Origin of the sequence: Pseudofrankia inefficax (genome assembly GCF_000166135.1) — a bacterium.
Lineage (GTDB): Bacteria > Actinomycetota > Actinomycetes > Frankiales > Frankiaceae > Pseudofrankia > Pseudofrankia inefficax.
In genome coordinates, this window is record NC_014666.1 from 2,645,210 (window position 1) to 2,669,907 (window position 24,698).

Sequence of the window (24,698 nt, forward strand, 5' to 3'; positions counted from 1 at the left end):
GAGGCGGCTGCGGGACCTTGGCGGCCGCGACTCCAGGTCCCGGCGCCGGTGGACCCGACCGCGCCGGAGGATCGGACGGGCGGCTACCGCGACGGGATGCGCTCGAGCTTGCTCCAGCCACGCCAGCCGCGTTCCTCGAGCCGCTCCAGCAGCCGGCGGGCGATCGGGACCGAGTCGAGGAAGACCGAGTCGAGCAACTGCGCGAGATCGTCGGGCATCATGGCGTCGTAGCCGTCCCAGCCCTCGGCGTCGGCCTCGATGGCGGCGACGAGCCGGTCGCCCACGGCCGCCACCCGGGGGTCGTCCACGTCCCAGTGGATCATCTCGGCGAGGTCGCGGTAGAGCTGGAGCGTCGCCGGGTCGTCCAACTGCTGCTGCTTGAGCTTCATGTAGAGCGGCATGTGCTCCGGGAGCTGGGCGGCCACCAGGATCCAGGAGTCCCGCTCGCCCCCGACCATCAGTTCCGGCAGCCCGAGCTCCCGTAACCGGTCGAGGTAGGCGACGGCTTCCGGCGGCAGGGCCAGGCTGTCGCCGGCCGCCAGCTGCGCGATCCGCTCGCGGTGGCGCTGTCGCTCCCGGATCTCCGCGCGCAGGCGTCGGTCGATGTCGGCGACGGCGGCCCTGAACTCCTCCTCGTCCGCGGCCAGCAGCTCGCGGACGCGGGCGAGCGGGACACCGGCCTCGGCGAGCGTACGGATCTTGATGAGCTCGACGACGGCGTGGGCGTCGTACCGCCGGTAGCCGGAGCGGTCGCGCTCCGGCTCCGGCAGCAGGCCCTTGGCGTGGTAATGCCGCACCGCGCGCACGGTGACGTCGGCATACGACGCCAGCTGGCTGATCGTGAGCACCGGGCCAGTCTCCTACTTCGTCGGCACGCGCAGGAACAGCCGACGCGACCAGAGGTACCCGAGCAGCGCGATCAGGGCGCACCAGCCGATCGCGAGCCACAGGTCGGCGTCCGTCGGAGTGCCGGTGACGAGCGCGCGCAGCGTGTTGATCATAGGGGTGAACGGCTGGTGCTGCGCGAACTGGCGCAGCCCGACCGGCATCGCGTCGGTCGGCACGAAGCCGCTGCTGATGAACGGCAGCATCACCAGGAACAGCGGGGTGTTGCTGGCCGTCTCCACGCTGTCCGCCGCCAGGCCCATGCCGACCGTCAGCCAGGTCAGCGAGAACGCGATCAGGACCAGCAGCCCGACGGCACCGAGCCAGTCGAGCGGACTGGCGCCGGAGCGGAACCCGAGCAGGAACGCGAACGCCGTCACGATCACCACGGCGAAGGCGGTCTTGAGGACGGCGCCCAGCACGTGGCCGGTGAGCACCGACGCGCGGGCGATGTTCATGGTGCGGAACCGGGAGATGATCCCGGTGGTCATGTCGGTCGCGGTCGAGATCGCGGTGCCGAGCGCGACGCTGGCGACGGTCATGATCAGGATGCCGGGCGTGATGAAGACCAGGTAGTCGCCGCGGTCGCCGCCGCCCGGGTGGCCCGGCAGGCCGGCGCCGAGGGTCCCGCCGAACACGTACACGAACAGCAGGAGGAACAGGATCGGCTGCGCGACAAGCATGATTGACAGCGACGGGTAGCGGCGGATGTGCAGCAGGTTGCGCCGCAGCATCGTCGCCGAGTCGCGGACGGTGTAGGTGGTGCTCATGCGGAGACCTCCTGCGCCACGGGCGCCTGCGCCGCGTGGCCGGTGAGTGCGAGAAAGACGTCGTCGAGGTCGGCGGACTCGACGGTCAGCCCGACGACGCGATCGTCGTCGAGGCCGTCGAGCACCTGGCGCAGCGCGGCGACGCTGCCATCGCTCGGAACCTGGAGGGTGAGCGCCGGAACGTTGGAGATGGCCCGCGGATACGTAGCCGCCGCCGTGGCCAGCCCCGCGGCGTCGGTGAACTGGACCGTCACGTGCCCGCCGGGGACCTGTCGCTTCAGCTCGGCGGCCGTGCCCTCGGCGACCAGCCGGCCGCCGTCGAGCACCCCGATCCGGTCGGCCAGCTGGTCGGCCTCGTCCAGGTACTGGGTCGTCAGCAGGACCGTCACGCCGTCGGCGACCTGCTCGCGCACGATCGCCCACAGGTCGCGACGACTGCGCGGGTCGAGGCCGGCCGTGGGCTCGTCGAGGAAGATCAGCCGGGGTCGGGCGATGAGCGTCATCGCGAGATCCAGCCGCCGCTTCATGCCGCCCGAGTACGTCTGCGCCCGCCGGTCGGCCGCGTCGACGAGGTCGAAACGCTCCAGCATCGCGGTCACGGCGGCCGTCGCGGTCGCCCGGTCCAGGTGCGCCAGGTCGGCCATCAGCCGCAGGTTCTCGCGGCCGGTCAGCAGCTCGTCGATCGCGGAGAACTGCCCGGTGACACCGATCGCGGCGCGCACGCCGGCCGGTTCGCTCCGTACGTCGAAGCCGGCGACGCGGATCTCGCCGTCGCCGGGGGCCAACAGGGTCGACAGGATGTTGACGGTGGTCGTCTTGCCGGCGCCGTTGGGACCGAGCAGGGCGTAGACGGAGCCCTGCGGGACGGTCAGGTCGAGGCCGGCCAACACGGTGTGGTCGCCGTAGGACTTGGTGAGCCCGACGACCTCGATCGCGGGGGTGGTAGCTGCCATGCCGCCATGGTGGAGGCCTGACGCAGGGTCAAGGTCAAGCCGAGGCGCAGGTGCTGGTCTGGGGCTGCAGAAGGCGCAGGATCATCTCGACGGTGCGTTCGAGGGGGCGGCTGCGGGTGGTCACGGTGGACAGCACGGTGCGGGCGAGGATAGCGCCGAGGAGCATGTCGAAGACGTCGTCGGGGTCGATGTCGGGGTCGATGCTCCCGGGGGGCGCGGCGCGCAGGATGTCCTGGAACTGGGGCCGGGTGGAGACCCGGAGGTAGAGCTCCGGAGGGTTGCGCTGGTTGGTGGCCTGATGGTGCGCGATCAGGCCGGCGCCGGCCGCGCGGGCCGCGGGGGCGTCGAAGGCGGCGGCGTAGGCGCGGACGAAGCGGCGCAGGTCGCGGCGGAGGTCTCCGGTCGGCTGGACGGCCAGCGGGCTGAAACCGGGGAAGGTGGCCTCCTCGATCAGCTCGATCCGCGAGCTCCAGCGGCGGTAGATGGCGGAGGCGTGCACGCCGGAGCGCGCGGCGACGGCCTGGATCGTCGTCGCCTCGAAGCCCCGCTCGACGAGCAGCTCGCGCGTCGCCGCCAGTGCCCGGTCGTCGATGCTCGTGTCGCGCGGTCGACCCGGGCGGCGGGCGGGCTCTGCCATGTTCACGATCGTAAGGCCCGGGGTCGCGCCCGGCCTCGCCACCACGACTTTTCAGGTCACGGTCTTCTATAAAATTCTAGGACGACATCTTCTATAACATGCGTGCCGTGGCTACAGTCGCTGGACGGAAGGTGTCCTGGCCGCGAGCGTGAGGGAGAGGCTGATGCGGGCTGCTGTGCTGCGGGGCGGGACGGTCGAGGCGCGCGTCGTCGCGGATCCGGTGCCAGGGCCGGGGCAGTTGCTCGTCCGGTCGCTGGCGTGCGGGATCTGCGCGTCGGACCTCCACTTCATGGACCATCTGGACGCCGGCGCCGACGACGACAGCGGGATGTCGACCTACGACCCCGAGGTCGACATCGTGATGGGCCACGAGTACTGCGCCGAGGTCGTCGGCTACGGCCCCGACACCGAGCGGCGGATCCCGGTCGGCACGCGGGTGAGCTCGCTGCCGATCCTCGCGACTCCCACCGGCCGAAAGATCATCGGACAGAATCCGGAATCGCCCGGAGGGTTCGGCGAGTACTTCCTGATGAGCGAGGCGATCACCAGGGTCGTGGCGTCGGACCTGCCGAGTGAGATCGTGTGCGTGGCCGACGCGATCTCGGTGGGCTGGTCGGCCGCCTCCCGGGCCCAGGTGACGACCAGCGAGGTACCGCTCGTCATCGGCTGCGGCGCGATCGCGCTGTCCGCGATCGCGCAGCTGCGGCGCCTGGGCGTCGGTCCGATCGTCGCGGTCGACTTCGTGGCGTCGCGGCGGGCGACCGCGCTGGCGATGGGTGCCGACGTGGTGGTCGACCCCGCCGAGATCTCGCCGTTCCAGGCCTGGCGCGACGTCGTCTCCGGGCCGGCCGAGTCGATGAAGGAGCTGATGGCGGTCGCCGGCCTGCCGGGTTGCGTCGTCTTCGAGTGCGTCGGCGTTCCCGGGGTCCTGGACTCGATCATCAAGGGCTGCGAGCGCGGCACCCGGATCTACTCCGTCGGCGGCCCGCCGGAAGGCGACCATCTGCACACGCTGACCGCGAAGCGCAAGGGCCTGAACATCCAGTTCGGCGGCGGCCCGTCGATGGATCACTGGGACGAGGCGTTCGAAGCGGTCTGCTCGGGCAGCCTGGACGTCACCCCGCTGCTGGGCCAGACCATCGGTCTCGACGAGGTCGCCGACGGGCTCGCCGCCGCCCGTGACGCCACCGGGCCCGTCCGCATCATCGTCACGCCTTCAGCCCAGGGGAGGACTACCGCATGAGTGAGATCGACGAGCTTCGTGCCGCGGTCGAGACGTTGGCGACCAGGGTTCGCACACTCGAGGACCAGGTCGAGATCATGCAGCTGGTCGCCCAGTACGGGCCCGCCGTCGACAGCGGGTCGGCCCAGGCCACGGCGGCGCTGTGGACCGAGGACGGCACCTTCGACGCCGTTCCGCACCTGCGGATGCGTGGCCGTGGCGACATCGCCGACATGGTCAACGGCGGTCATCAAAGCCTCATTCGCAACGGCTGCGGCCACGTGCTCACGGTGCCGCACATCGTGGTCGACGGCGACGAGGCGACCGGCCGCAGCTACGCGCTCAACATCCGCTGGGACCCCGAGGCCGACCGGTTCTGGGTGGCCCGGGTCTCCGCGAACACCTGGCGCTGGGTCCGCACCACCGACGGCTGGCGGATCCGCGAGCGGGTCAACGCCAGCCTCGACGGCACCCCCGAACACCGCGAGATGCTCGCGCCGCCGCCGCCCACCGCTGGCGTCGAACGCACGCCGGCCTGAACCCTGAACCTGTCGTCGGGCAGCATCCGTCTGGAGGACGAGTGAAGATCGGATTTGTCGGAGCGGGCCGGATGGGCCGCCCGATCGTCGACCGGCTGCGGGCCGCGGGCCATGAGGTCACCGTCCTGGTGCGCCGCCCGGAGGCCAGGGCGGCGGCGGAGGCGGACGGGCTGACCTGGGCCGCGACGCTGGCGGAGACGGTCCAGGAGGCCGACGCCGTGTTCGTCGTCGTGTTGACCGACGAACAGGTTCGTTCGGTGTGCCTCGGGCCGGAGGGTGTCCTCGCCGCCATGAGGCCGGGCGCGACGCTGGTCCAGCACACCACGTCTCATCCCGCCACCGCCGGGCTGCTCGCGGACGCCGCGGCCCCCCGTGGGGTCGGGGTGCTCGACGCGGCCCTGTCGGGCGGTCCGCACGACATCGCCGCCGGGCGGCTCACCCTCTGGGTCGGCGGCGACGAGGCGTTGCTCGACCGCACCCGCGCGCTGCTGGACACCTACGCCGCGCCCGTCATGTTCGTCGGCGGCCTCGGCAACGGCCAGCGGGTCAAGCTCGTCAACAACGCCCTGTTCGTCGCGCAGGTCGGGCTCGCCGTCGACGCGGTGCGCCTCGCCGGCTCACTCGGCATCGACGAGCCGGCGATCCTGGCTGCGCTGCAACACGGCAGCGGCGCCAGCCGCGGGCTGAGCGTCGTCGCCGGTGGCGGCTCGGTCGAGGCCGTCGCCGGCCGCATCGGCGCCCTGATGCTCAAGGACGTCAACGTCGTCCGTGCGGTCGCCCACGGCGCCGGCGCGGACCTCGGCATCCTCGGAACGGTCCTGGCGTCGGACGCGGTCGAGAAGAAGGTCCTCGGCCAGGCGGAGTAGGCGCTTGGCACGGACAGCGATGCGCGGCCGGCGCCCGCCTGTGGGCACCGACCGCGCAGCACGGCTGCCGGACTCGCTGGCAGCTCACTTCCCTCGTACTGGTGACCTTCTAACGCGCGGTTCGGGTGAGCTCCCGTTCGTCCTCCGGCCGGTCACGGTCAGCCGGTCCGGCCTGCGACGGCAAGGCGACCGCCGCGTCGGCCGGCTCCACGGAGAAGTGGGGGGTGATCCGGTCGAGCCACCGGGGGAGATACCAGTTGGACCTGCCGAAGATGTTCATCAGCGCCGGCACGAGCGCCGTCCGCAGGATGAACGCGTCGAGGAACACGGCCGAGGCGAGGCCGGTACCGAACATCTTGATCGGCCGGCCTGGGCTCAGCAGGAAGCCGAGGAAAACGGCGATCATGATCAGGGCGGCGGCGGTGATGATGCCGCCCGTCTCGGCCTGGCCGATGGTCACCGATCGCCTGTTGTCGCGGGTGTGCACCCACTCCTCGTGCATGCGACTGACCAGGAACACCTGGTAGTCCATCGACAGGCCGAACAGGATGGCGAACAGCATGACCGGCATCCAGGCGTCGATCGGCCCGCCTGGCCCGGCCCCCATGCTGTCGGAGAGCCAGCCGAACTGGAAGATCGCCACCACCACGCCGAAGGAACCGGCCGCGGCCAGCAGGTTCATCACGGCGGCGGTCGCCGGGATGACCAGGCTCCGGAAGGCGAGCAGCAGCAGGATGAAGGACAGGCCGACGACGACCGTGATGAACAGCGGCATCTTGCGCCCGAGCACGGTGGCGAAGTCGACGTTCACGGCCGTGCCGCCGTAGGCGTAGATCCGGTTGCCCGTGCCGTCGTACAGCGGTGGGAGAACGCTCGACCGCAGGTGCCGGACCAGCGTGTACGTCTTCTCCGACTGCGGCGACGTCGTCGTCTTGAAGGTCACGAACGCGACGTCACTGGTCAGCTGGCTCGTGCCCAGACTGCCTCGGTCGACCCCCGGGACGGCGGCCAGCGTCGTGGACACGCGCTCCAGGTACGCCTTGTCCGCGGCGCCCGGGCCGCTCACGACGGCTTCCAGGGTGGAGTTGTAGCCGACGCCGAACTCCCCGGCGATCAGGTCGTAGCCCGACCGGGTGGTGGAGCCCTTCGGATCGCTGCCCTGATCGCTGGCGCCCAGATTGATCGAGAAGAACGGCAGGGCGATGAGGACCATCACCGCGCCGGCGACGACCGCGACCGCGATGCGGTTGCGGGCGACGAACTGCGACCAACGAGCCCACTTGCCCACCGGCTTGCCGTCGAGGAACTCGCCGGCGCGCGCGGCCGCCCGGTGCTTCCTGGGCAGCACCTTCAGCCCGAACAGGCTGAGCAGCGCGGGCAGCAGCGTGAGCGAGGCGATCATGGTGAACCCGACCGCGAGTGCGGTTGCCACTGCCATGCCGTTGAAGAAGCTCACGCCGAGCGCGATGAGGCCAAGGATCGCGATGCACACGGTCGAGCCGGCGAACAGCACAGCACGACCGGAGGTGTTGATCGCATTCACGATGGACTCGGACACGGGCATTCCGCGCCGCAGGTTGCGGCGATGCCGCGTGACGATGAACAACGCGTAGTCGACCCCGACGCCGATCACCATCAACTCAGCCAGGAATGGCGTGATATTTGACACATTGATGGCGTGGCTGAGGATGTAGATCGCGCCGAGACCACTCACCAGCGCGACCACCGCGCTGGCCAGTGGCAGCACCGTGGCGGCGACCGTACGGAAGACGATCGCCAGGATGATGAGCGCGGCGAGGAAGCCGATGAGGATCGAGCTGCCCGAGCCGGCGCTCTGCCCGATGCCGCTGAAGGCGTCGCCGGTGAACTCAACCTGCAGCTGGTCGCTGCCCAGGGTCTTCAGCTCGTCGTAGACGCCCTTGAACAGTGCGGCGTCGTAGTGGTCATTTTCCCAGGTGATGCTGACCAGAGCCGTGTTGGAGCCGCGGGAGTGGTTGAGCAGGGTCGGGCTTCCCGGGCCGACCGCTGCGCCCTTCGAGCAGTCGATCGACTGCCACGGCGTCGCGATCAAAGCCACATGATTGCCTGAACCACAAAGCTTGATCAGGGCCGGCTGCAGCTGCGCGGGTGCCGCGTTGAACGCTCCGGCCCGGTCCTTCAGGACGACCGTGCCCGCGGCGCCGTTCTGGTTGTTCAGGCCGGCGTCCTTCAGCAGGTTCGCCACCGCCGCGGTCTCGGTGTGCGGCAGGCTGAACGTGTCCTTGTATGATGCTCCGCCCATCGCGCCGGCGATACCCTGCACTGCGATGACGAAGAGAACCCAACCGGCGACGACAAACCATCGGCGACGGACGGCGAACTCAGCGATCCCTCTCAACAGTACTCCCGCTCAACGTCTGGCAACCATCGAAACAACGGAGCATCGACGGTTGTATCCGGATCAAGTGCAGTTTTACACATGCATTCGGCCGGTCGGCCGTTGGAAGGCCAAGAGTGACGAGCATCCTGCCGGCCGCCGGCCGGGCGCGGTCATCGTCCGCGAGCCCCCAGGCCCCCGCGAACGGCCGGCCGGCCGGGGGCGGCACCATCTCGGCCGTGGAGACGAAGGCTGACGAAATGGCCGACGGGACAGCCGACGACGGTCTGGTGACGGCGGTTCGGGCGGCGCTCGCCGCCGCGGCCGATCAGGCGAAGGCGCCGGGTATGCAGGCGTACATGAAGTCGGCGATGCCGTACCTCGGCGTGCCGAAGCCGATCCGGGAACGCGCGCTTCGCCCCGTTTTCACCGCGCGGACACTTCCGGACCCGGCGAGCTGGACGGCCACCGTCCTCGCGTTGTGGCGGCACGCGGAGTATCGGGAGGAGCGGTACGCGGCCATTGACCTGACCGGCCACCGTGCCTACCGCGCCTACCAGCGACCCGCCACGCTGGGCATGTACGAGGAGATGATCACGACCGGCGCGTGGTGGGACTACGTGGACGAGATCGCCTCCCGCCGGGTCGGGCCGCTGCTCGCCGCCGAGCCCGCCGTGATCCGTCCCGTGATGCTGGCCTGGAGCCGCGACGGCGACCTCTGGCGACGCCGGACGTCGATCATCTGCCAGCTGTCGTTCAAGGCCGCGACCGACCTGGGGCTGCTCTACGCCTGCATCGACGCCAACCTCGATGACCGGGACTTCTTTGTCCGCAAGGCGATCGGCTGGGCGCTGCGCCAGTACGCCTGGACGGACCCGGCCGAGGTCCGTCGCTTCGTCACCGCCCGCGGCGACGCGCTGTCACCGCTTTCCCGTCGCGAGGCCCTGAAGAACATCGGCTAGCCCGGTCCCGCGCCGAGGGGTGCGGCGCCTGCGTGCGATCAGGCCGTACGCGCTGCGCGACAGCCGGCACCGGGCCAGCCTGGCCAGTCACTCCCTGCGGGCGGGCAGCACGGCCCATCCGTCATCGCTTCGTCCCAGGACCGCGGGCAGTAGTCCGTAGGGGTCAGGATGAACGCCGTGAACGAAGCTCATTAGCTCCAGCCGAACCGGGGCAAGGCGCAGCAACACGAAGTCGTCGCCGCGAGGCCCGTCCGGGAAAAATGCCTCCAGCCCCTCCCGCCACCTCGCCACCCGCTCCTCCTCTGCGTGGACCAGGGAGCTGGTCGCCTGAACGGCGACGTAGGCGAAGGCGGCACGGTCCTCAACCGCAAAGCACACCTGAGCGTTGTCCGCGACCTCGGCCGCCTTACGGGACCGCGGGCTGGTCCCGATCCACACCGTGGCGTCGTCCTCCACCGCGAGGTGCTGGACGAGGCGGGTATGCGGTACACCGCCGGCGACCGTGGTGAGAAACCCATACGGATTGCGCCGTAGAAGGTCCAGCGCCGTCCTGGCCAGTTCGTGGGCATCCACCGTCAGCACGCCAGCAGGTTACGGCCCCTCGCCAACCACGGTCACGGTGCGACGACCGGTCCTCTCGGTCTACGGAGCCTCCAGCGCGACGACCGCGCCGCCCGGGACCCGACTCGGTGACCCCCATGGGCTCCGGGCGGGTCACGACCCGATCCCGCCGCCCTCCAGCGTGCGATCCAGTCGCCTGCTTTCCGCGTCGCTGGACCGCCACTTCTACCAGCCGCCCGGGCACCCACCGCGAGTGCCCATATTCTCACCGCGCAGGGGCGGCGTGACCGGACTCGATTGTGCGACGGTTACCAGTCAGTCACCGGGCTGTCGCCGGTCCGACCGATGAGCCACGGCAGGATTGTCGGTCTTCCCTGCTACCGTTCGATCGCCTGATGTGATCTTCCAAGGCAGGGGAGCCTAGTGCGCCGGATCGCAGAGTTCGTGCTTCACCATCGTCGACTTGTACTGGTCAGTTGGCTCGTTGTCGTGGTCGCGGGCATCGCGCTGACCGGCCAGACCAACAGCCGTCTCGTCATTGACTTCTCGTTGCCTGGACAACCGGGTACCGAAACCGCCAACCAGATCGACTCCGAGTTCCACTCGGGCGGCAAAACCGCGCCGTATGTGGTGACCATCACAATGCCGGCGAGCCAGGTCGTATCCGGGCAGGAATCCGCCATCGGACAGGCGTTCGCCGCGGTGCAGCAGAAGGTGCCGCAGACCCGGGTGGTCGACGAGGCGAACACCGATGACAAGGCATTCCGCACCAAGGATGACCGCACCGCCTATGCGCTGGTGTTCTACCGGTTCCTGCACGACCCGACCGCGAAGCTTCCGACCGCCGACATCAAGACGGCGTTGACGTCGGCGGCGCCCGCGGGAGCGACGGTCGGCGTGACCGGCGAGGACGCTCTCGCCACCGGCGACTCGGGCGGCGGCGGCTTCGGCGTGTTCGCCGAGGTGCTCATCGGCGCCCTCGGCGCGCTGGCGGTGCTCGCCTTCGTCTTCGCCTCGTTCCTGGCGCTCCTGCCGCTGGTCATCGCGGCGGCCGCGATCCTGACCACGTTCATCCTGCTGCTGCCGCTGACCTATCTCACCGACGTGTCGTTCATCGTCGAGTTCCTGGTCGCCCTGATCGGCCTCGGCGTCGCCATCGACTACTCGCTGATTCTCGTCACCCGCTGGCGCGAGGAACGCGACCGTGGCCGCGACAATCACGAGGCCGTCGTCGTCGCCATGGAGACCGCCGGCCACGCGGTGATGTTCAGCGGTATCACGGTGGCCATCGGTCTGCTCTCGCTCGTCGTGCTGCCGGTGCCGTTCATGCGCAGTATCGGCCTGGGTGGCGCGCTGATTCCGCTGGCCAGCGTGCTCACCACTCTGACGCTGACGCCGGCGATCCTCGGCGGGATCGGCCCCAGGGTCGACTGGCCCAAGATCCGCCACGAGAACCGGGCCGGGCGGGCCTGGACCAGGTGGGCCCGGGCCGTCGTGAAGCGCCGCTTCATCGCCGCCGGTGTGGCTCTGCTCGCGCTCGCCCTGCTGGTCGTCTCGTTCCTCGGCATCAAGATCGGCCTTGCCTCGTCCGAGTCGCTGGCCAAGACCGGCGCGGCGAACACGGCGTTCCAGGACCTGAAGAACGGTGGCGTGACGACGGGTGTCCTGACCCCGATGGAGGTGCTCGTCGACACCTCGCGCGCGGACTCGGTCGCCACGGCCCTGAACAAGGTCGCTGGCGTCGATCGCGCCGTGGTCGCGACCGGAGCCGGGCAGACCGCGGCCGGGCACAGCATCGTGGTGGTGATTCCCAAGGCGGAGACGGTCAACTCGACGTCTGTGGGGCCGGTCCGCAAGGTCAAGACAGCGGTGGCCGGTCTGCCCGGTGTCGTCGGGGTCGCCGGGATCGGCGCCGACCAGATCGACTTCCTGAAAGCGGTCTACGGCAACTTCCCACTGATGCTGACGATCATCGCACTGCTGACGTTCGTCCTGCTCGCCCGCGCCTTCAGGTCGATCCTGCTGCCCATCAAGGCGGTCGTTCTCAACCTGATCACTCTCGGCGCGACCCTCGGCTTCATGGTGCTGTTCTGGCAGGACGGCTACGGCTCCAACGCGGTCTTCGGGGTGCACGCCACCGGCGCGGTCACCTTCTGGATCCCGCTGATGGTGTTCGCCTTCCTGTTCGGACTGTCGATGGACTACGAGGTGTTCATCCTGTCCCGCATCCGGGAGGAGTACGACCGGACGGGGAACACGGATGACGCCGTCGTCGAGGGAATCGGCCGTACCGGCCGGCTGGTGACCAGTGCCGCGCTGATCCTGTTCCTGGCGTTCCTCGCGCTGGCCACCGGGCCGGGCACCGACCTGAAGACGTTCGCGTCGGCGCTCGGCTTCGGCATTCTGCTCGACGCGACGATCGTCCGGTCCGTCCTGGTTCCCGCGCTGGTCTCGCTGTTCGGCCAGTGGAACTGGTGGCTACCGGACTGGGCGGCCCGCGTCCTGCGGGTCGCGCCGTCGCACCCGCCTGTCGCCCTCACCGACGCGGGCGTGGCCGTCCCCGAGCCACGCGACTCCACCAGCCCGTCCCACGTCCCGGAGTAGTTTCCGCCAGCGCGCGGTCGGCGCCGGCCCACCCGCCGTCGCCGACCGCGCATCCTGGCTCGGCCAACCTTCGCGAAGAGCTGTTATGCCGCGCGAGTGTCGGTGCCGCGCTGCCAGGCGAGCGGAGTGGATCTGTCTGGTTCGACAGTGTCTGAGGCATCATGCCGGGGTGATGGCGGGCGCGACATGAGGGACGTCGCACCCCGCGAGGTCAGAGATGTCGGGCCCATGAGCCAGGGTTCTGGGAACGGGTGGGTGGTCGCATGTCGAGAACCGCCGGCTGGTTCCGCTCACCAGGTGAGGGCCGCGAGAGGCGCGGTCGTGAACTCGGGAGATCATCATGCCGAAGTACCTGCTGCTCAAGCACTACCGCGGTGGCCCTGAGCCGCATCATCCCTTCCCCCCGATGGACGAGTGGGCCCCACAGGACGTGGAGGCGCACATGGCCTTCCTCCACAACGTCGCGAAGGTCCTCGAGGAGCGCGGCGAGTACGTCGACGCCCGGGCGCTGACGCCCAACCGCCTCTGGGTGCGCTATGGCGGCCCGGACGCCGCGCCGGTGACCACCGACGGCCCGCACCCGGAGACCAGCGACCTGGTCGCCGGCTGGTACATGATCGACGTGGAGTCCCGCGAGCGGGCGCTGGAGATCGCGGCCTACATCTCGTCCGAGCCCGGCCCCGGCGGCGAGCCGATCTACGAGTGGATCGACGTCCGGGAGATCATGTCATGATCCGGTTGGCCACCCGTGGCCGACCGGCGTGACCAGCCAGCCCGACGGCCGGGTGGACGAGGGCGCGCTGCGTGCCCTCGTCCCCCGGGTGCTCGCGGGGCTGGTCCGCCGCGGCGAGGACTTCGACGCCGCCGAGGACGCGCTGCAGGAAGCGCTCCTGGAGGCGTTGCGCGTCTGGCCCGACCATCCTCCGCGGGATCCGGGCGCGTGGCTGGCCACGGTCGCGACCCGGCGACTGATCGACGCCCGTCGAAGCGAAGCCGCCCGCCGCGCCCGCGAGGACACGCTGCACGAGCAGCCGGAGCCGGCGCCGCCCTCGGGAGAGGCCGGAGACGACACGCTCTTCCTGCTCTTCTGCTGCTGCCATCCCGATCTCGCGCCCGCCTCCCAGGTGGCACTGACCCTGCGCGCGGTCGGCGGCCTGAGCACCCGGGAGATCGCCGACGCCTTCTACGTCCCGGAGGCGACGATGGCGCAGCGGATCAGCCGGGCCAAGCGGGGCCTGCGCGGGCGACGCCTGGACGAGCCCGGCGACCTCGCGGTCGTCCTGCGCGTCCTGTATCTCGTCTACACGACCGGGCACGCGGGCCGGGTGGACCTGGCCGCCGAGGCGATCCGGCTCGCCCGCCAGCTCACCCTCGCCACCGAGGAACCGGAGGCGCGCGGGCTGCTCGCGTTGATGCTGCTCAACCACGCCCGGCTGCCGGCGCGGCTGGACGGACAGGGCCGGATCGTCACGCTGGACCGGCAGGACAGGGGCCGCTGGGACACCCGCGAGATCGCCGAAGGGGTGCGCGTCCTGCAGTCGGCGCTGGCGCTGGAACGGCCCGGCCGCTACCAGATCGAGGCCGCCATCGCCGCCCTGCACGACGACGCGGCGAGTCCCGAGGAGACCGACTGGCCCCAGATCCTCGCCTGGTACGACGACCTGGTCGGCCTGACCGACGACCCGGTGCGCCAGGATCCCGCCGCCGTCCTGGGCCGTGCCGTCGCGGTCGGCCACGCCCTCGGCGCCGCCGCCGGGCTGCGCGAGACCGACCGGCTGCGCGAGGTCTTCGGCGACCGGCACCGCTGGCACGCGGTGCGCGGCTACCTGCACGAGCTCGCCGGCGACCTGCCGGCCGCGGGTGTGGCGTACACGGAGGCCGCCCGCCGGGCCACGGACGTCGCCGAGCGCGACCACCTGGTCCGCCAGGCCGCCCGGGCCCGGTGGACCTGACCGCGGGGTCAGTACCGCGGTGCTGTCACGACCCGCCTGGCGGAGCTGACGGGATGCTGGGGAGTCCGAACAGGTCGAAGACCGCCGGGTCGGCGAACGTCACGCAGTGCCGGACCAGGCCGCCCGTCACCGTGAACACCTGAAGTGAGTGGGCCCGGACGCCGCCGGTGGCCGGGTCCGGAGCGTAGGCGGCCAGGGCCGCGCCGCCGTTCGCCCAGGTGGGCAGCAGGCGCCAGCCGGGTCCACGCATGGCGAAGACCCGTTCGATGAACTCGGCGTAGTGTGCCCGGCCGGCGAGCCAGAGTGGCACCGGCGGCATCTCCAGAATGACGTCGTCGGCGAGCAACCGGGTCAGGCCGGGCACGTCCGCCGCCTCGAAGGCCGCGAGGTAGCGCTCGACCACGGCGCGCTCGGTGGGGTCGGTGGGTTCGCGCAGGTCGTCCGGCGACAGCCCGGCCTCCCGCAGCGTGGCCCGGGCTCGCTGGAGCCCGCTGTTCACCGAGGCGACGCTGGTTCCCAGCGTCTCGGCGACCTCGGCGGCCGACAGCGCGAGCACGTCGCGCAGCACGAGCGCCGCTCGCTGGCGCGCGGGCAGCAGTTGCAGCGCCGCGACGAAGGCCAGCCGCAGCCCCACGCGCTGTGCCGCGGCGTCCGCGGGGTCGCCGAGGCGGGCGTCGGGGATCGGCTGCAACCACGGAATGTCGGGGCTGGGCACCAGCGGCACGTGCGGGTCGTCGCCGGCCGGCCCCAGCCCGGTCGGCAGCGGCCGGCGGGCCCGTCCCTCCAACGCGGTGAGGCAGACGTTGGTGGCGATCCGGTGCAGCCAGGTACGCAGCGAGGCCAGCCGCGGGTCGTAACGGTCGGCCGCTCGCCAGGCCCGCAGCAGCGTCTCCTGGACCAGGTCCTCGGCTTCGTCAAGCGAGCCGAGCATCCGGTAGCAGTGCGCGAGCAGGTCGCCGCGGTAGGCCTCGTGCCGGTCGTCGCGGCTGTGGATCGTCGTCGGCTCGGCCACGCGGCGCAGCCTACGCCCGGCCGTGAGCCGGATTCTGGGCCCCGCGGCGGCGATGAGTTCCGGGCCCGGGCTCGGTATGTGGCGGGTGAGGGCGGCCAGCCGGGGTCGCCACGGCAGGAAGGGACCCGCGATGCACGACGTCATCGTCATTCAGTTCATCACCCTGGACGGCGTCGTCTCCGACCCCGACGGGCGGTGGGGGACGGGCCACGGCGGCTGGGCCTTCCGCCATGGCGCGGGGCCGGTGGACGGCGACAAGTTCCGGCTCGGGGCGCGGCAGGACCAGGGCGTGCAGCTCTACGGCCGGCGGACCTGGGAGCACTTCGCCAGGCTCTGGCCGGCCCGCACCGGGGACTTCGCCCAGCGGATGAACGCCGTTCCCAAGCGGGTGGCCACCAAGTCAGGCATCGACGCGGGTGCCTGGTCGAACTCGGCGGCCATCGACGGCGACCCGCTGGCCTGGGTCGCGGCCGAGCGAGCGCGACGCGACGTCGTCGTGATCGGCAGCCTGAGCCTGGTCCACGCACTGGCCGCGGCCGACCTGGTCGACGAGTACCGACTGATCACCTTTCCGACGGTCGTCGGAGCGGGCGACCGGCTGTTCGCCGCCGGCACCGCCGCCGAGTACCGCTTCACCGTCGCCGAACCTGCCGATGCGGAGGCGCTGACCGCGCTCACGGTCCTGCGCCGCGACCGTGAGGAGAAAGCTGGCTGAGCGTCCCCGCTCGCGCTCGGGCGCGACACGGTCGATGGTCCTGACGACCTGACCCGCATGCGACGTGACGGACTTCGGGCCACGCTTATCACAGGTCGAGGGTCAGGTCCTCGCCTGGTTGGGCGCAGCAGATGAGCACGGTGCCGTCCGCCGGTGGGTCGACCGGTTCGGGGGAGTACCGGACGGTTCCCGCCACGACCGTGGTCTGGCAGTTGTGGCACACCCCCGTCCGGCACGACCAGCGGACCGGCACGTCGCACGCCTCGGCGAGGTCGAGGAGGCTGCCGTGGGAGGGGTCCCAGCGGGTCGCGAGCGCGCTGCGCGCGAACGAGATCAGCGGTCCGGTTCCCGGCTCGCCCGCCGGCTGGTGCGGTGGGCGGGCCAGGGTGGCCGCGATGCCGGGGGTCTGCGCGGGCGGCGCGCCGAAGATCTCGGTGTGGATGCGCCCGGCGTCGAGCCCGAGCGCGACGAGCGCGGCGGAGATGTCCGCCATGAAGCGGTCGGGCCCGCAGAGGTAGGCCTCCGCGTCGCGGGGCAGGTCCAGGGCGGACAGGACGGGGGCGGCGAGCCGCCCGCCGCTGTGCTGGTCATCGACGTCGTGGCCCGGGGCGGGGTGGCTGAGGCAGACCAGCCGCCGGGCGTCCGGGAGGCTGGCCACGAGCGCCCGCGACTCGGCGGCGAAGGCCTCGTCGGCCGGCGTGCGGGCGCCGTGCAGCCACCAGACGGTCCTGCCGGATTTCTCGGCCGCCAGGGCGTGGAGCATGGCGAGGACCGGAGTCGCCCCGACGCCCGCGCTGATCAGCAGCACCGGCGCCGATCCAGGCCGCAGCGTGAAGGTGCCCCGGGGCGCACCGACCTCCAGCTCGTCGCCCACCCGGACCCGGGCGTGCAGGAAGCCGCTGCCTGCGCCATGAGGCTCCCGCTTGACGCTGATGCGGTACTGACCGCTGCCAGGGGCGCCGGACAGCGAGTAGTTACGCAGCACCGGCTGGTCGGTGGCGCCGGGGCGCAGCCGCAAGGTCAGGAACTGCCCAGGAAGCGCGGCCGGCAGTGCCGCGCCGCCGGGATCGGCCAGGTAGAGCGAGGAGATCGTCGGGGTCTCCGCCTCGATCCGGGCCACGGCGAGCCGGCGGAAGCCGGACCAGGCCGGCGGGGGCCCGGCGGCGACCAGCCCCGCGTTGCCGCCGCCGTCCTTCTGCTCCAGGATCTGCTGGAACGACGACCGCCAGCCGGGGCTGAGCGCCGGAATCCGCAGCGCCCGGGCGACCTGGTGGCGAGACCGGCCCGGCAGGTACAGCAGGGCGTCGATCTCCGCGACGGTCATTCCCTCCGGCCCGGACCCGACCTTCACGATGTCGTCGCCGGCCTGGACGGCCCCCTCGGCCAGAACCCGGAAGTAGAACCCCGGCCGATGCTCGGCGACCAGCCGGGCCGGCATCTGGGGGTCGTCGAGCCGGATGCCGACCCGGTAGCAGGTGACCCGTGGCTGCGTCACCTCGAAGACGGCGTCGCCGATCCGGTACCGGTCGCCGATGCACACCTCGTCGTCGGCGAGGCCCTCGACGGTGAAGTTCTCCCCGAAGATCCCGGGCTCCAGGTCGTCCCGGCCCAGGGCCTCCCGCCAGTACCGGTAGGACCCCAGCTGGTAGACGAAGACCGCCCGGTGCTCGCCGCCGTGCCCGGCCAGGTCGCCCTGCCCGTCGCCGTCGATGTTGAGGCGCCGGACCGGCCTCGGCCCGTCGACCGGCCGCTTCCACACCGCGGTGTGGACGGTCCGGCCGTGCCAGGCGACGTCGCGCGGCAGGCCCACGTTGAGCGATCGCAGGACTCCGGCCGTCGTGACGGCACCGGCGGTACCAAGGGTCGCCGCGGGACTGGACACAGTCACAGGGTCTACCCGAGCGGGACGCGGTCCCGCATCCCGAGGGCCGCCGCACCCGCCGTTCAGTGCTGGCTCGGTCCCGGGAGCTGGCTGGCGACGCCGTCGAGGAAGATCGCCAGGCTGTGGTCGAAGATGTCGCCGGCCGGCGCGGAGACGTAGATGTCGCCGGCGGCGCGCAGGGCGGAGAACTGGCCGGCCGGCAGCGCGTCGAGCAGCTCGTCGAAGCCGTCCGAGCCCGCCGCGCCCGTCGGGGACTGGCCGCGGTGGGCCCGGCGGATCGCCGAGCTCGCGAGGAACTCGAGCATCGTGATCGTGGCGTAGCCCGCCTGCTCCTCGGTGAGGCCGGCCTCGAGGAACAGGCCGAGTGCCGCGTCGACGACGCGCAGCATGTTCGGTCCGTAGCCCGCTCGGCTGCGCGTCGACGGTGGCAGCGGCTGCTCCACGCTGATGCGGTGCATTCCGCGCATCAGCGCCTCGACGTCGGCCCGCCAGCCGCGTCCGGTGCGGTCGAACCGGATGTCGCCCATGACGTGGTCGCCGATCAGCGCGATGAGCTCGTCCCGGCTGGCGATGTGCCGGTAGAGCGAGGCGATGGTGGTGTCGAGCCGCTCGGCGACCGAGCGCAGGGTCAACGCGTCGAGCCCGTCGTCGCGCAGCAGCGCCAACGCCGCCTCGACGATGCGCTCACAGGACAGGCCGCCTGGCCTGGGTCGCCGCCGGCTCTCGGCCGCCGCGCGCTGGGCCCACCAGCGGGCCGACCCCGCCTCGGGCGGCGCGGTGCCACCACCGGGGCCGACCGGTCCACCCGCGCCGGGACCCGGGCCCCGTTCGTGTGCCGTGTCCGCACCGGTGCGAACACCAAGCCGGGCCCTTTCGCCTTCCGCCAGTGATCGCCGCTGCACCCGTCCATTCAAGCACCATCTTGACAGTCTGCGATCGACGATCGCATACTTCGGCCACTCAGAAAGCGATCGGCGATCGCATGCGGGTCGTCGTGGGGAGTCCTGATCGCGGCGCGGCGCACGCCGACCACGTGACCGAGCCCCGGACATGTTCGACACGTCTGCGCTGTGGCGTGAACCGGCAAGCGAAGGAAGGCCAGAATGACCGCGGACCTGTACTGGGACCCCTACGACAAGGCGATCGACCTGGACCCGCACCCGCTCTGGCGGCGGATGCGCGACGAGCAGCCCGTCTACCGCAACGAGAAGTTCGACTTCTACGCGCTGTCGCGGTTCGAGGACGTCGACGCGGCCCACCTGGACCCGGCCACCTACAGCTCCCGCTACGGCACCGTGCTGGAGATGATGACCCCGGAGCCCTGGGACACCGGACAGATGATCTTCATGGATCCGCCGGTCCACACGACGCTGCGGGTGCTGGTCTCCCGGGCCTTCACCCCGCGCCGCGTCGGCGGGCTGGAGGGTGCCATCCGCGAGACCTGCGCGGAGCTGCTCGACCCCCAGATCGGCGGCGGCGGGTTCGACTACGTCCAGGACTTCGCCGCCCAGCTGCCCTCGCTGGTCATCTCCCGGCTGATCGGGGTCGACCCGGCGGACCGCGAGGACGTGCGGCGCATGATCGACGGAACCTTCCATCACGACGAGACCGCGGGCATGGCCAACGAGATCGCCGTCGCCGCGGCCACGAAGCTGCACCTGTACTTCGCCGAGCAGATCGAGGCCCGCCGCGCCGCTCCCCGCGACGACCTGATGACCGCCCTCGTCCAGGCCGAGGTCAAGGTCGCCGACGGCGGCACCCGGCGGCTGTCCACCCGGGAGGCCACCGACTTCACCACCCTGCTGACGGCTGCCGGTACCGAGACCGTCGCCCGCCTGCTGGGCTGGGCGTGTGACGTGCTCGCCGCCCACCCCGACCAGCGGGCCGCGCTGGCCGCCGACCCGTCGCTGCTGGCGGGCGCCGTCGAGGAGACCCTGCGCTACGAGGCGCCGTCCCCGGTGCAGGGCCGGGTCACCACCCGCGAGGTCGAGCTGCACGGCACCACGATCCCGGCCAAGTCCAAGATCCTGCTGCTGACCGGCTCCGCCGGCCGCGACGACCGCGCGTACGCCGATCCCGACGTCTACGACGTGCGCCGGCGGTTCGACCGGCACGTCTCCCTCGGCCACGGCATCCACTTCTGCCTCGGCGCCGGGCTTGCCCGCCTGGAGAGCCGGATCGCGCTGGAGGAGACGCTCAAGCGGTTCCCGACCTGGGAGATCGACCAGGCGCGCGCCGTCCGGCTGCACACCAGCACGGTCCGCGGCTACGAGAAGCTGCCCATCGCGGTCTGACCGGGGGGCCTCGGCGTGCGGCCACCCGATCCCGCTGGGAGGATGAGCATGGGCGCTTTGCGTGCTGATAGAAAGCTCGCGGCCTGCTCATCACCGCGACGATCGTGACCGTGCGCCGACGTCTAGCGAAGGACTGTCGTGACCGATCGGGACCAGCTAGCGGCGCCGGAACCCGGATCGGCGGCGTCCCCGGGGGCTCATGGTCCGGGGACGCGCGGCACCGTGCGGCTCGCGGTGGTGGTCGGCGCGCTCGGGGTGGTCTTCGGGGACATCGGGACCAGCCCGATCTACACGCTCCAGACCGTCTTCAACCCGAGCGACCCGCATCCCGTCCCCGTCAGCCAGGGCAACGTCTTCGGTGTCGTGTCCCTGGTCTTCTGGTCAGTGATGATCATCGTCACGGTCACGTACGTGCTGCTGGCGATGCGCGCCGACAACGACGGCGAGGGCGGCATCATGGCCCTCATCACCCTGCTGCGGCGGATGGGCAAGGGGCAGGGCGGTCGGACCGCCGGAATCCTGGCCGGGCTGGGCATCTTCGGGGCCGCGCTGTTCTTCGGTGACAGCATGATCACCCCGGCGATCTCCGTGCTGTCCGCCGTCGAGGGCATCAAGATCGTTGAACCCTCGTTCGAGGAGCTGGTGGTGCCGATCACCGCGGTGATCATCGTCCTGCTCTTCCTCGTGCAGCGGTTCGGCACCGCCACGGTCGGCCGGATGTTCGGGCCGGTGATGATCCTCTGGTTCGTCACCATCGGCGCGCTGGGAATCACCGGGATCGCCGGTCACCCGGCCATCCTCAAGGCGCTGTCGCCGACCTACGCGGTCGGCTTTCTCGCCCACCATTTCGGCACCGCGTTCTTCGCGCTCGCGGCGGTCGTTCTCGCGGTCACCGGCGCCGAGGCGCTGTACGCCGACATGGGCCACTTCGGCCGGCCGGCGATCAGCCGGGCCTGGCTGCTGCTGGTCTTTCCCGCCTGCGTGCTGAGCTATCTCGGCCAGGGCGCGCTGATCCTCGACAACACGGACAATCTCAGCGGACCGTTCTTCCTGCTCGCCCCCGGCTGGGCCCGGCTGCCACTGGTCCTGCTGGCCACCGCGGCGACCGTGATCGCCTCCCAGGCGGTCATCACCGGGGCGTACTCGGTCGCCTCCCAGGCCGCCGAGCTCGGCTACCTGCCTCGGCTGCGGATCATCCACACCTCGGAGTCGACCTTCGGGCAGATCTACGTCCCGTGGATCAACTGGGTGCTGATGGTCTCGGTGCTCACCCTGGTCTTCGCCTTCCGCAGCTCCGCGGCCCTCGCGTTCGCGTTCGGGATGGCGGTCACCGGCACGATCACCATCACCACCCTGATGTTCTTCTACGTCGCCAGGTGGAAATGGCGGCTCCCGCTGTGGCTGCTCGTCCTGGGCGCCAGCGTGCTGCTGCTCGTGGACCTGCTGTTCGTCGCGGCCAACCTGACCAAGCTCGTCCACGGCGCGTGGCTGCCGCTGCTCATCGCCCTGACGGCGTTCACCGTCATGACGACCTGGCAGCGCGGCCGTCAGATCGTCACCGCGCAGCGGCAACGCCACGAGGGATCGCTGCGCGAGTTCGTCGACCAGCTGCGCACCGGCGCCCTGCCCACGACGCGGGTGCCGGGGACGTCGGTCTTCCTCAACCGGGGCAAGGACACCGCGCCGCTCGCGCTGCGGGCCAACGTCGAGCACAACCACGTGCGGCACGACCTCGTCGTGATCCTGTCCATCGAGACCCTGCCGGTGCCGCGCGTACCGGCGAGCAGGCGGACGGCCGTCGACGACCTCGGCTACACCGACGACGGCATCACCCACGTCACCGCCTGGTTCGGCTACATGGAGACGCCGGACGTCCTCGGCGTGCTGCGGGCGCTCGACCCGGCGGTCACCGAGGGACAGCTGGACCTGGCCCAGGCGTCCTTCTTCCTGTCCAAGATCCAGCTGACGAGCGGCGAGGCGCCGACCATGGCGCGCTGGCGCAAGCGGCTGTTCATCGCCACGTCCCACCTCACGGCCGACGCCGCCCAGCACTTCGGCCTCCCGCGCGAGCGCACCGTCATCATGGGCTCGCACATCGAGGTCTAGGCAGGGCCAGCCGGCCGCCCGGCCGCGACGATCACGGCTCGACGGACGCCTCCGCGGCGGCGGGGGCGGTGAGGCGGGCCAGCTCGGCGTCGACCATCGCCTGGTGTTCGGCGTCGCGGCGCCGCGCGGTGCTCGGTCGCCACGGCCCGGCCATCAGGAAGATGAGCGGGATGAAGACGATCTCGCCGCCGACCGCGATCCAGAAGTAGGTCTGCCACTGGCCGGGGGAGTCCGCCGCGGCCTTCTGGACCTTCGCGCCGTGCTTGTCCAGGTACATCAGCACCGCCTGGACCTTCGGGTTCTGCAGGGGGGTGCCGTACTTGTCGAGGTAGTCGAGGTCCGCCGCGGGCACGGCGGCGAGCGCGGTGAGCTGGTCGGCGGCCTTCTGGACCGCGTCCCCGTTGGAGTTCATGAACAGCAGGTCGGGCAGCGGCACGGCGCGCAGGGCGGTGAGCCTGGCCTGGGCGTCGTCGGGGGAGACGTTGAGCTTGGCCGCGATCTCGCCGTCGGCCTTGGCCGTCGCCGCCGTGTCGCCCGGGTTCGTCAGGACCGTCGCGATCGTCTGGTCGTCGATCGCCTGCGCCGTGGCCAGCTCCTGCGTGTAGCGGCCGCTGAGGTCGATCACCCGGGCGACGTCGGCGACCGGCTTGCCGGAGATCTCGCTGAGCGCCGCGGCCTGCGTCGCGGTGTTTCCAGGGTCCTTCGTCAGCGCGGCCTGGGTGGCCGGCGTCAGCTTCGCCGCCGTCGCGAGCTGCGTGGAGTACTTCGCGGCGAGGCCCTGGACCTTGTCGACGATGGTCGGGTCGGCCGCGACGGCCTTGACGATCGCGTTCTGCATCGGATTGAGCGTCGGGTCCTGCCCGCTCGCCGCTGCCTGCACGGTCGGGCCGTCCTGGACCAGTGGCGTGACGGTGGTGACGATGTACGGCAGCAGGAACGTGGAAATCGTGACCACGGCCCGGATCGTCAGCCCCCACAGCGCGAGCCCGGTGGCGGTGAGCGCGGGGTTGCGCCGCTCGACGGTCTCGGTGAAGCTCGCCATCCACGGCGCGAACGCGAGGCCGAGCGAGATCGCCAGCGGGACGAGGATCGCGACGAACGTGTAGTAGCTCGTGTCCGCGTGCCCGGTCCGGTTGATCAGCACCAGCGTGCAGGCCACCGCGCCGACCGCGCCGACGACCATGAACGGCTTGCGGACCCGCAGCCGGTCGGACACCCAGCCGATCAGGATCAGCGCCACTGCCTCGCAGCCCCACATCCAGTTGCCCAGGGCGTTGGCCTGCGAGGTGCTGAACCCGAACAGCGTCTGGAAGAAGATCGGGAAGAAGCCGACGGCGACGAAGTAGATGAACAGGAACAGGCTGATCGCCAACGCCGAGCCGACGATGTCCAGGTGCAGCATCTGCCGCCACGGCCGGCGCAGCGCCGCCTCGATGTCGGCGGCGTCCAGGCCCTTGGCCCGTGCCTCGACCAGGGCGCGGTCCCGTTCGCTGACCATGATCTGGTCTCGCAGCCGCGGCGAGAGCTCGCGCAGGAAGAACAGGGCGATGAGGAACACGCCGAGCCCGGCGAAGCCGGCGATCACGTACTGGTCCCGCCAGTCGGTGAGGTGATCGGCCGTGTTGCTGACGACGGCGCTGACGATCAGGCTGCCGGCGACCGGGCCGATCGTCCAGAAGCCCATCGCGGACGCCCGGCCCAGCTGCGGGCTGAAGTCCCGGATCAGGGCGGGCGTCGCGACGAGCACGGTGCCCTCGATCGCGCCGAGCAGCGAGTAGAGAATCCCGACGCTCCAGCCCGAGTCGACGTTCGGGAAGCCGAACAGGCAGATGAGCGCGCAGAGCAGCACCCCGACCGTGACGACGTTCGCGCGGCCGTAGCGGTCGCAGACCCCGCCGGCGAGCGAGGCCAGGGCGCTGGCGAGCGCGGACACCACGTTGATGTTGACGAAGAACAGGAACGAGATGCCGGTGCTGGTCAGCACCTGCTCGCTGACGCCGCTGATCAGGTAGTACTGGTAGTAGAACAAGATCGTTGTGAGGACCACGATCGCCAGCGCGGCCAGCCGAGGCCCGAGCGCGGGGTAGTGCGCCAGTTCCCGCCGCCACAGCCGGCTGACCCCGGGTCCCGCCTCACCACCGGTCCCGGCGCCGGTCCCGCCAGGCGGCACATCGGGCGGAGAGGTGCTGGCGGCGGCGGTTGCGCTCATGGCGGGTCCTGTCGCTGGTGGGGCGTCAGATGCGGCGATCGACGCCGTGTGCGCAGGTTAGAGGTAGATAACACTTGTTTTCAAGCAATTCGCCCGTTCCTGGACTCGTTGGACGCTCCGCCAGTGGTCGGTCCCCGGCCGGGCCCTGGTGCGCTGCGGGCCTGGGGTCCCTA

20 protein-coding genes are annotated in these 24,698 nt (G+C 71.2%); 10 read left to right on the plus strand and 10 right to left on the minus strand.

The features are described 5' to 3' along the window. Nucleotides 1-83 precede the first annotated feature (83 nt). From FRAEUI1C_RS10745 to FRAEUI1C_RS10760, 4 genes are read right to left on the minus strand one after another with little or no spacing between them, the layout of a single operon-like run. Nucleotides 84-848, minus strand: a complete 765-nt coding sequence (locus FRAEUI1C_RS10745; RefSeq protein WP_013423317.1) for a MerR family transcriptional regulator — start codon at nt 846-848, stop codon at nt 84-86. 12 nt (nt 849-860) lie between these two features. Continuing rightward, nucleotides 861-1,655, minus strand: a complete 795-nt coding sequence (locus tag FRAEUI1C_RS10750; RefSeq protein WP_013423318.1) for an ABC transporter permease — start codon at nt 1,653-1,655, stop codon at nt 861-863. Further along, nucleotides 1,652-2,608 (minus strand): ABC transporter ATP-binding protein, encoded by a 957-nt coding sequence (locus FRAEUI1C_RS10755; protein WP_013423319.1) that lies wholly within the window; start codon nt 2,606-2,608, stop codon nt 1,652-1,654. The genes FRAEUI1C_RS10750 and FRAEUI1C_RS10755 overlap by 4 nt, the downstream gene beginning before the upstream one ends. Before the next feature lie 34 nt (nt 2,609-2,642). Continuing rightward, nucleotides 2,643-3,245, minus strand: a complete 603-nt coding sequence (locus tag FRAEUI1C_RS10760) for a helix-turn-helix domain-containing protein (protein WP_041260590.1) — start codon at nt 3,243-3,245, stop codon at nt 2,643-2,645. Nucleotides 3,246-3,408: 163 nt separating this feature from the next. On the opposite strand from FRAEUI1C_RS10760, the gene FRAEUI1C_RS10765 reads away from it, so the two are divergent. The 3 genes from FRAEUI1C_RS10765 to FRAEUI1C_RS10775 are packed head-to-tail and all read left to right on the plus strand — an operon-like array spanning nt 3,409 to nt 5,872. After that, nucleotides 3,409-4,488 carry a zinc-binding dehydrogenase gene (locus FRAEUI1C_RS10765; RefSeq protein ID WP_013423321.1) on the plus strand — a complete coding sequence of 360 codons (1,080 nt, stop codon included), beginning with the start codon at nt 3,409-3,411 and terminating at the stop codon, nt 4,486-4,488. Further along, nucleotides 4,485-5,006, plus strand: coding sequence for a nuclear transport factor 2 family protein (locus FRAEUI1C_RS10770; protein WP_013423322.1), 522 nt, complete (start codon nt 4,485-4,487; stop codon nt 5,004-5,006). The genes FRAEUI1C_RS10765 and FRAEUI1C_RS10770 overlap by 4 nt, the downstream gene beginning before the upstream one ends. Next, a complete protein-coding gene (locus FRAEUI1C_RS10775) occupies nt 5,003-5,872 on the plus strand; it encodes an NAD(P)-dependent oxidoreductase (protein WP_232425498.1) in 870 nt (289 codons plus the stop codon). Before FRAEUI1C_RS10770 ends, FRAEUI1C_RS10775 begins: the two co-directional genes overlap by 4 nt. A 109-nt stretch (nt 5,873-5,981) precedes the next feature. Here FRAEUI1C_RS10775 and FRAEUI1C_RS10780 read toward each other — a convergent pair whose 3' ends face one another. Beyond that, nucleotides 5,982-8,249, minus strand: coding sequence for an MMPL family transporter (locus tag FRAEUI1C_RS10780; RefSeq protein WP_013423324.1), 2,268 nt, complete (start codon nt 8,247-8,249; stop codon nt 5,982-5,984). 239 nt (nt 8,250-8,488) lie between these two features. On the opposite strand from FRAEUI1C_RS10780, the gene FRAEUI1C_RS10785 reads away from it, so the two are divergent. After that, nucleotides 8,489-9,190, plus strand: a complete 702-nt coding sequence (locus FRAEUI1C_RS10785; RefSeq protein ID WP_041260591.1) for a DNA alkylation repair protein — start codon at nt 8,489-8,491, stop codon at nt 9,188-9,190. 87 nt (nt 9,191-9,277) lie between these two features. Here the strand turns inward: FRAEUI1C_RS10785 and FRAEUI1C_RS10790 are convergent, their stop codons facing one another. Beyond that, complete coding sequence (locus FRAEUI1C_RS10790) at nt 9,278-9,772, minus strand: pyridoxamine 5'-phosphate oxidase family protein (RefSeq protein ID WP_013423326.1); 495 nt, start codon at nt 9,770-9,772, stop codon at nt 9,278-9,280. A gap of 468 nt (nt 9,773-10,240) precedes the next feature. On the opposite strand from FRAEUI1C_RS10790, the gene FRAEUI1C_RS10795 reads away from it, so the two are divergent. The 3 genes from FRAEUI1C_RS10795 (at nt 10,241) to FRAEUI1C_RS10805 (ending at nt 14,307) form a co-directional block, all read left to right on the plus strand. Then, on the plus strand, nt 10,241-12,355 hold the full coding sequence (locus FRAEUI1C_RS10795) for an MMPL family transporter (RefSeq protein WP_232425379.1): 2,115 nt from the start codon (nt 10,241-10,243) through the stop codon (nt 12,353-12,355). A gap of 340 nt (nt 12,356-12,695) precedes the next feature. Next, the gene (locus FRAEUI1C_RS10800) at nt 12,696-13,088 is read left to right on the plus strand and encodes a YciI family protein (RefSeq protein WP_013423328.1); all 393 of its coding nucleotides are present in this window, start codon (nt 12,696-12,698) and stop codon (nt 13,086-13,088) included. Nucleotides 13,089-13,116: 28 nt separating this feature from the next. After that, complete coding sequence (locus FRAEUI1C_RS10805) at nt 13,117-14,307, plus strand: RNA polymerase sigma factor (RefSeq protein ID WP_013423329.1); 1,191 nt, start codon at nt 13,117-13,119, stop codon at nt 14,305-14,307. Nucleotides 14,308-14,332: 25 nt separating this feature from the next. Here FRAEUI1C_RS10805 and FRAEUI1C_RS10810 read toward each other — a convergent pair whose 3' ends face one another. After that, on the minus strand, nt 14,333-15,319 hold the full coding sequence (locus FRAEUI1C_RS10810) for a sigma-70 family RNA polymerase sigma factor (protein WP_013423330.1): 987 nt from the start codon (nt 15,317-15,319) through the stop codon (nt 14,333-14,335). 130 nt (nt 15,320-15,449) lie between these two features. Between FRAEUI1C_RS10810 and FRAEUI1C_RS10815 the strand changes: the two genes are divergently transcribed. After that, nucleotides 15,450-16,034 carry a dihydrofolate reductase family protein gene (locus FRAEUI1C_RS10815; protein WP_013423331.1) on the plus strand — a complete coding sequence of 195 codons (585 nt, stop codon included), beginning with the start codon at nt 15,450-15,452 and terminating at the stop codon, nt 16,032-16,034. Between the two features lie 88 nt (nt 16,035-16,122). On the opposite strand, the gene FRAEUI1C_RS10820 is transcribed toward FRAEUI1C_RS10815, so the two are convergent. Beyond that, on the minus strand, nt 16,123-17,916 hold the full coding sequence (locus FRAEUI1C_RS10820) for an MOSC domain-containing protein (RefSeq protein ID WP_198318743.1): 1,794 nt from the start codon (nt 17,914-17,916) through the stop codon (nt 16,123-16,125). Nucleotides 17,917-17,978: 62 nt separating this feature from the next. Further along, complete coding sequence (locus FRAEUI1C_RS42150) at nt 17,979-18,581, minus strand: TetR/AcrR family transcriptional regulator (protein ID WP_013423333.1); 603 nt, start codon at nt 18,579-18,581, stop codon at nt 17,979-17,981. 438 nt (nt 18,582-19,019) lie between these two features. Here FRAEUI1C_RS42150 and FRAEUI1C_RS10830 point away from each other — a divergent pair, with 438 nt between their 5' ends. Together FRAEUI1C_RS10830 and FRAEUI1C_RS10835 are read left to right on the plus strand one after the other, a co-directional pair. Continuing rightward, a complete protein-coding gene (locus FRAEUI1C_RS10830; protein WP_013423334.1) occupies nt 19,020-20,210 on the plus strand; it encodes a cytochrome P450 in 1,191 nt (396 codons plus the stop codon). Nucleotides 20,211-20,432: 222 nt separating this feature from the next. Further along, the gene (locus FRAEUI1C_RS10835; RefSeq protein WP_232425380.1) at nt 20,433-22,316 is read left to right on the plus strand and encodes a potassium transporter Kup; all 1,884 of its coding nucleotides are present in this window, start codon (nt 20,433-20,435) and stop codon (nt 22,314-22,316) included. A gap of 31 nt (nt 22,317-22,347) precedes the next feature. Here the strand turns inward: FRAEUI1C_RS10835 and FRAEUI1C_RS10840 are convergent, their stop codons facing one another. Then, nucleotides 22,348-24,525, minus strand: a complete 2,178-nt coding sequence (locus tag FRAEUI1C_RS10840; protein ID WP_013423336.1) for an MFS transporter — start codon at nt 24,523-24,525, stop codon at nt 22,348-22,350. Between the last annotated feature and the right edge of the window lie 173 nt (nt 24,526-24,698).

Excerpts from the sequence above, each read along its gene's own strand:
- FRAEUI1C_RS10815 (WP_013423331.1), top strand. The coding sequence starts at position 15,450 with ATGCACGACGTCATCGTCATTCAGTTCATCACCCTGGACGGCGTCGTC.
- FRAEUI1C_RS10770 (WP_013423322.1), top strand. The coding sequence starts at position 4,485 with ATGAGTGAGATCGACGAGCTTCGTGCCGCGGTCGAGACGTTGGCGACC.
- FRAEUI1C_RS10760 (WP_041260590.1), bottom strand. The coding sequence starts at position 3,245 with ATGGCAGAGCCCGCCCGCCGCCCGGGTCGACCGCGCGACACGAGCATC.
- FRAEUI1C_RS10750 (WP_013423318.1), bottom strand. The coding sequence starts at position 1,655 with ATGAGCACCACCTACACCGTCCGCGACTCGGCGACGATGCTGCGGCGC.
- FRAEUI1C_RS10785 (WP_041260591.1), top strand. The coding sequence starts at position 8,489 with ATGGCCGACGGGACAGCCGACGACGGTCTGGTGACGGCGGTTCGGGCG.
- FRAEUI1C_RS10800 (WP_013423328.1), top strand. The coding sequence starts at position 12,696 with ATGCCGAAGTACCTGCTGCTCAAGCACTACCGCGGTGGCCCTGAGCCG.
- FRAEUI1C_RS10830 (WP_013423334.1), top strand. The coding sequence starts at position 19,020 with ATGACCGCGGACCTGTACTGGGACCCCTACGACAAGGCGATCGACCTG.
- FRAEUI1C_RS10840 (WP_013423336.1), bottom strand. The coding sequence starts at position 24,525 with ATGAGCGCAACCGCCGCCGCCAGCACCTCTCCGCCCGATGTGCCGCCT.
- FRAEUI1C_RS10765 (WP_013423321.1), top strand. The coding sequence starts at position 3,409 with ATGCGGGCTGCTGTGCTGCGGGGCGGGACGGTCGAGGCGCGCGTCGTC.
- FRAEUI1C_RS10755 (WP_013423319.1), bottom strand. The coding sequence starts at position 2,608 with ATGGCAGCTACCACCCCCGCGATCGAGGTCGTCGGGCTCACCAAGTCC.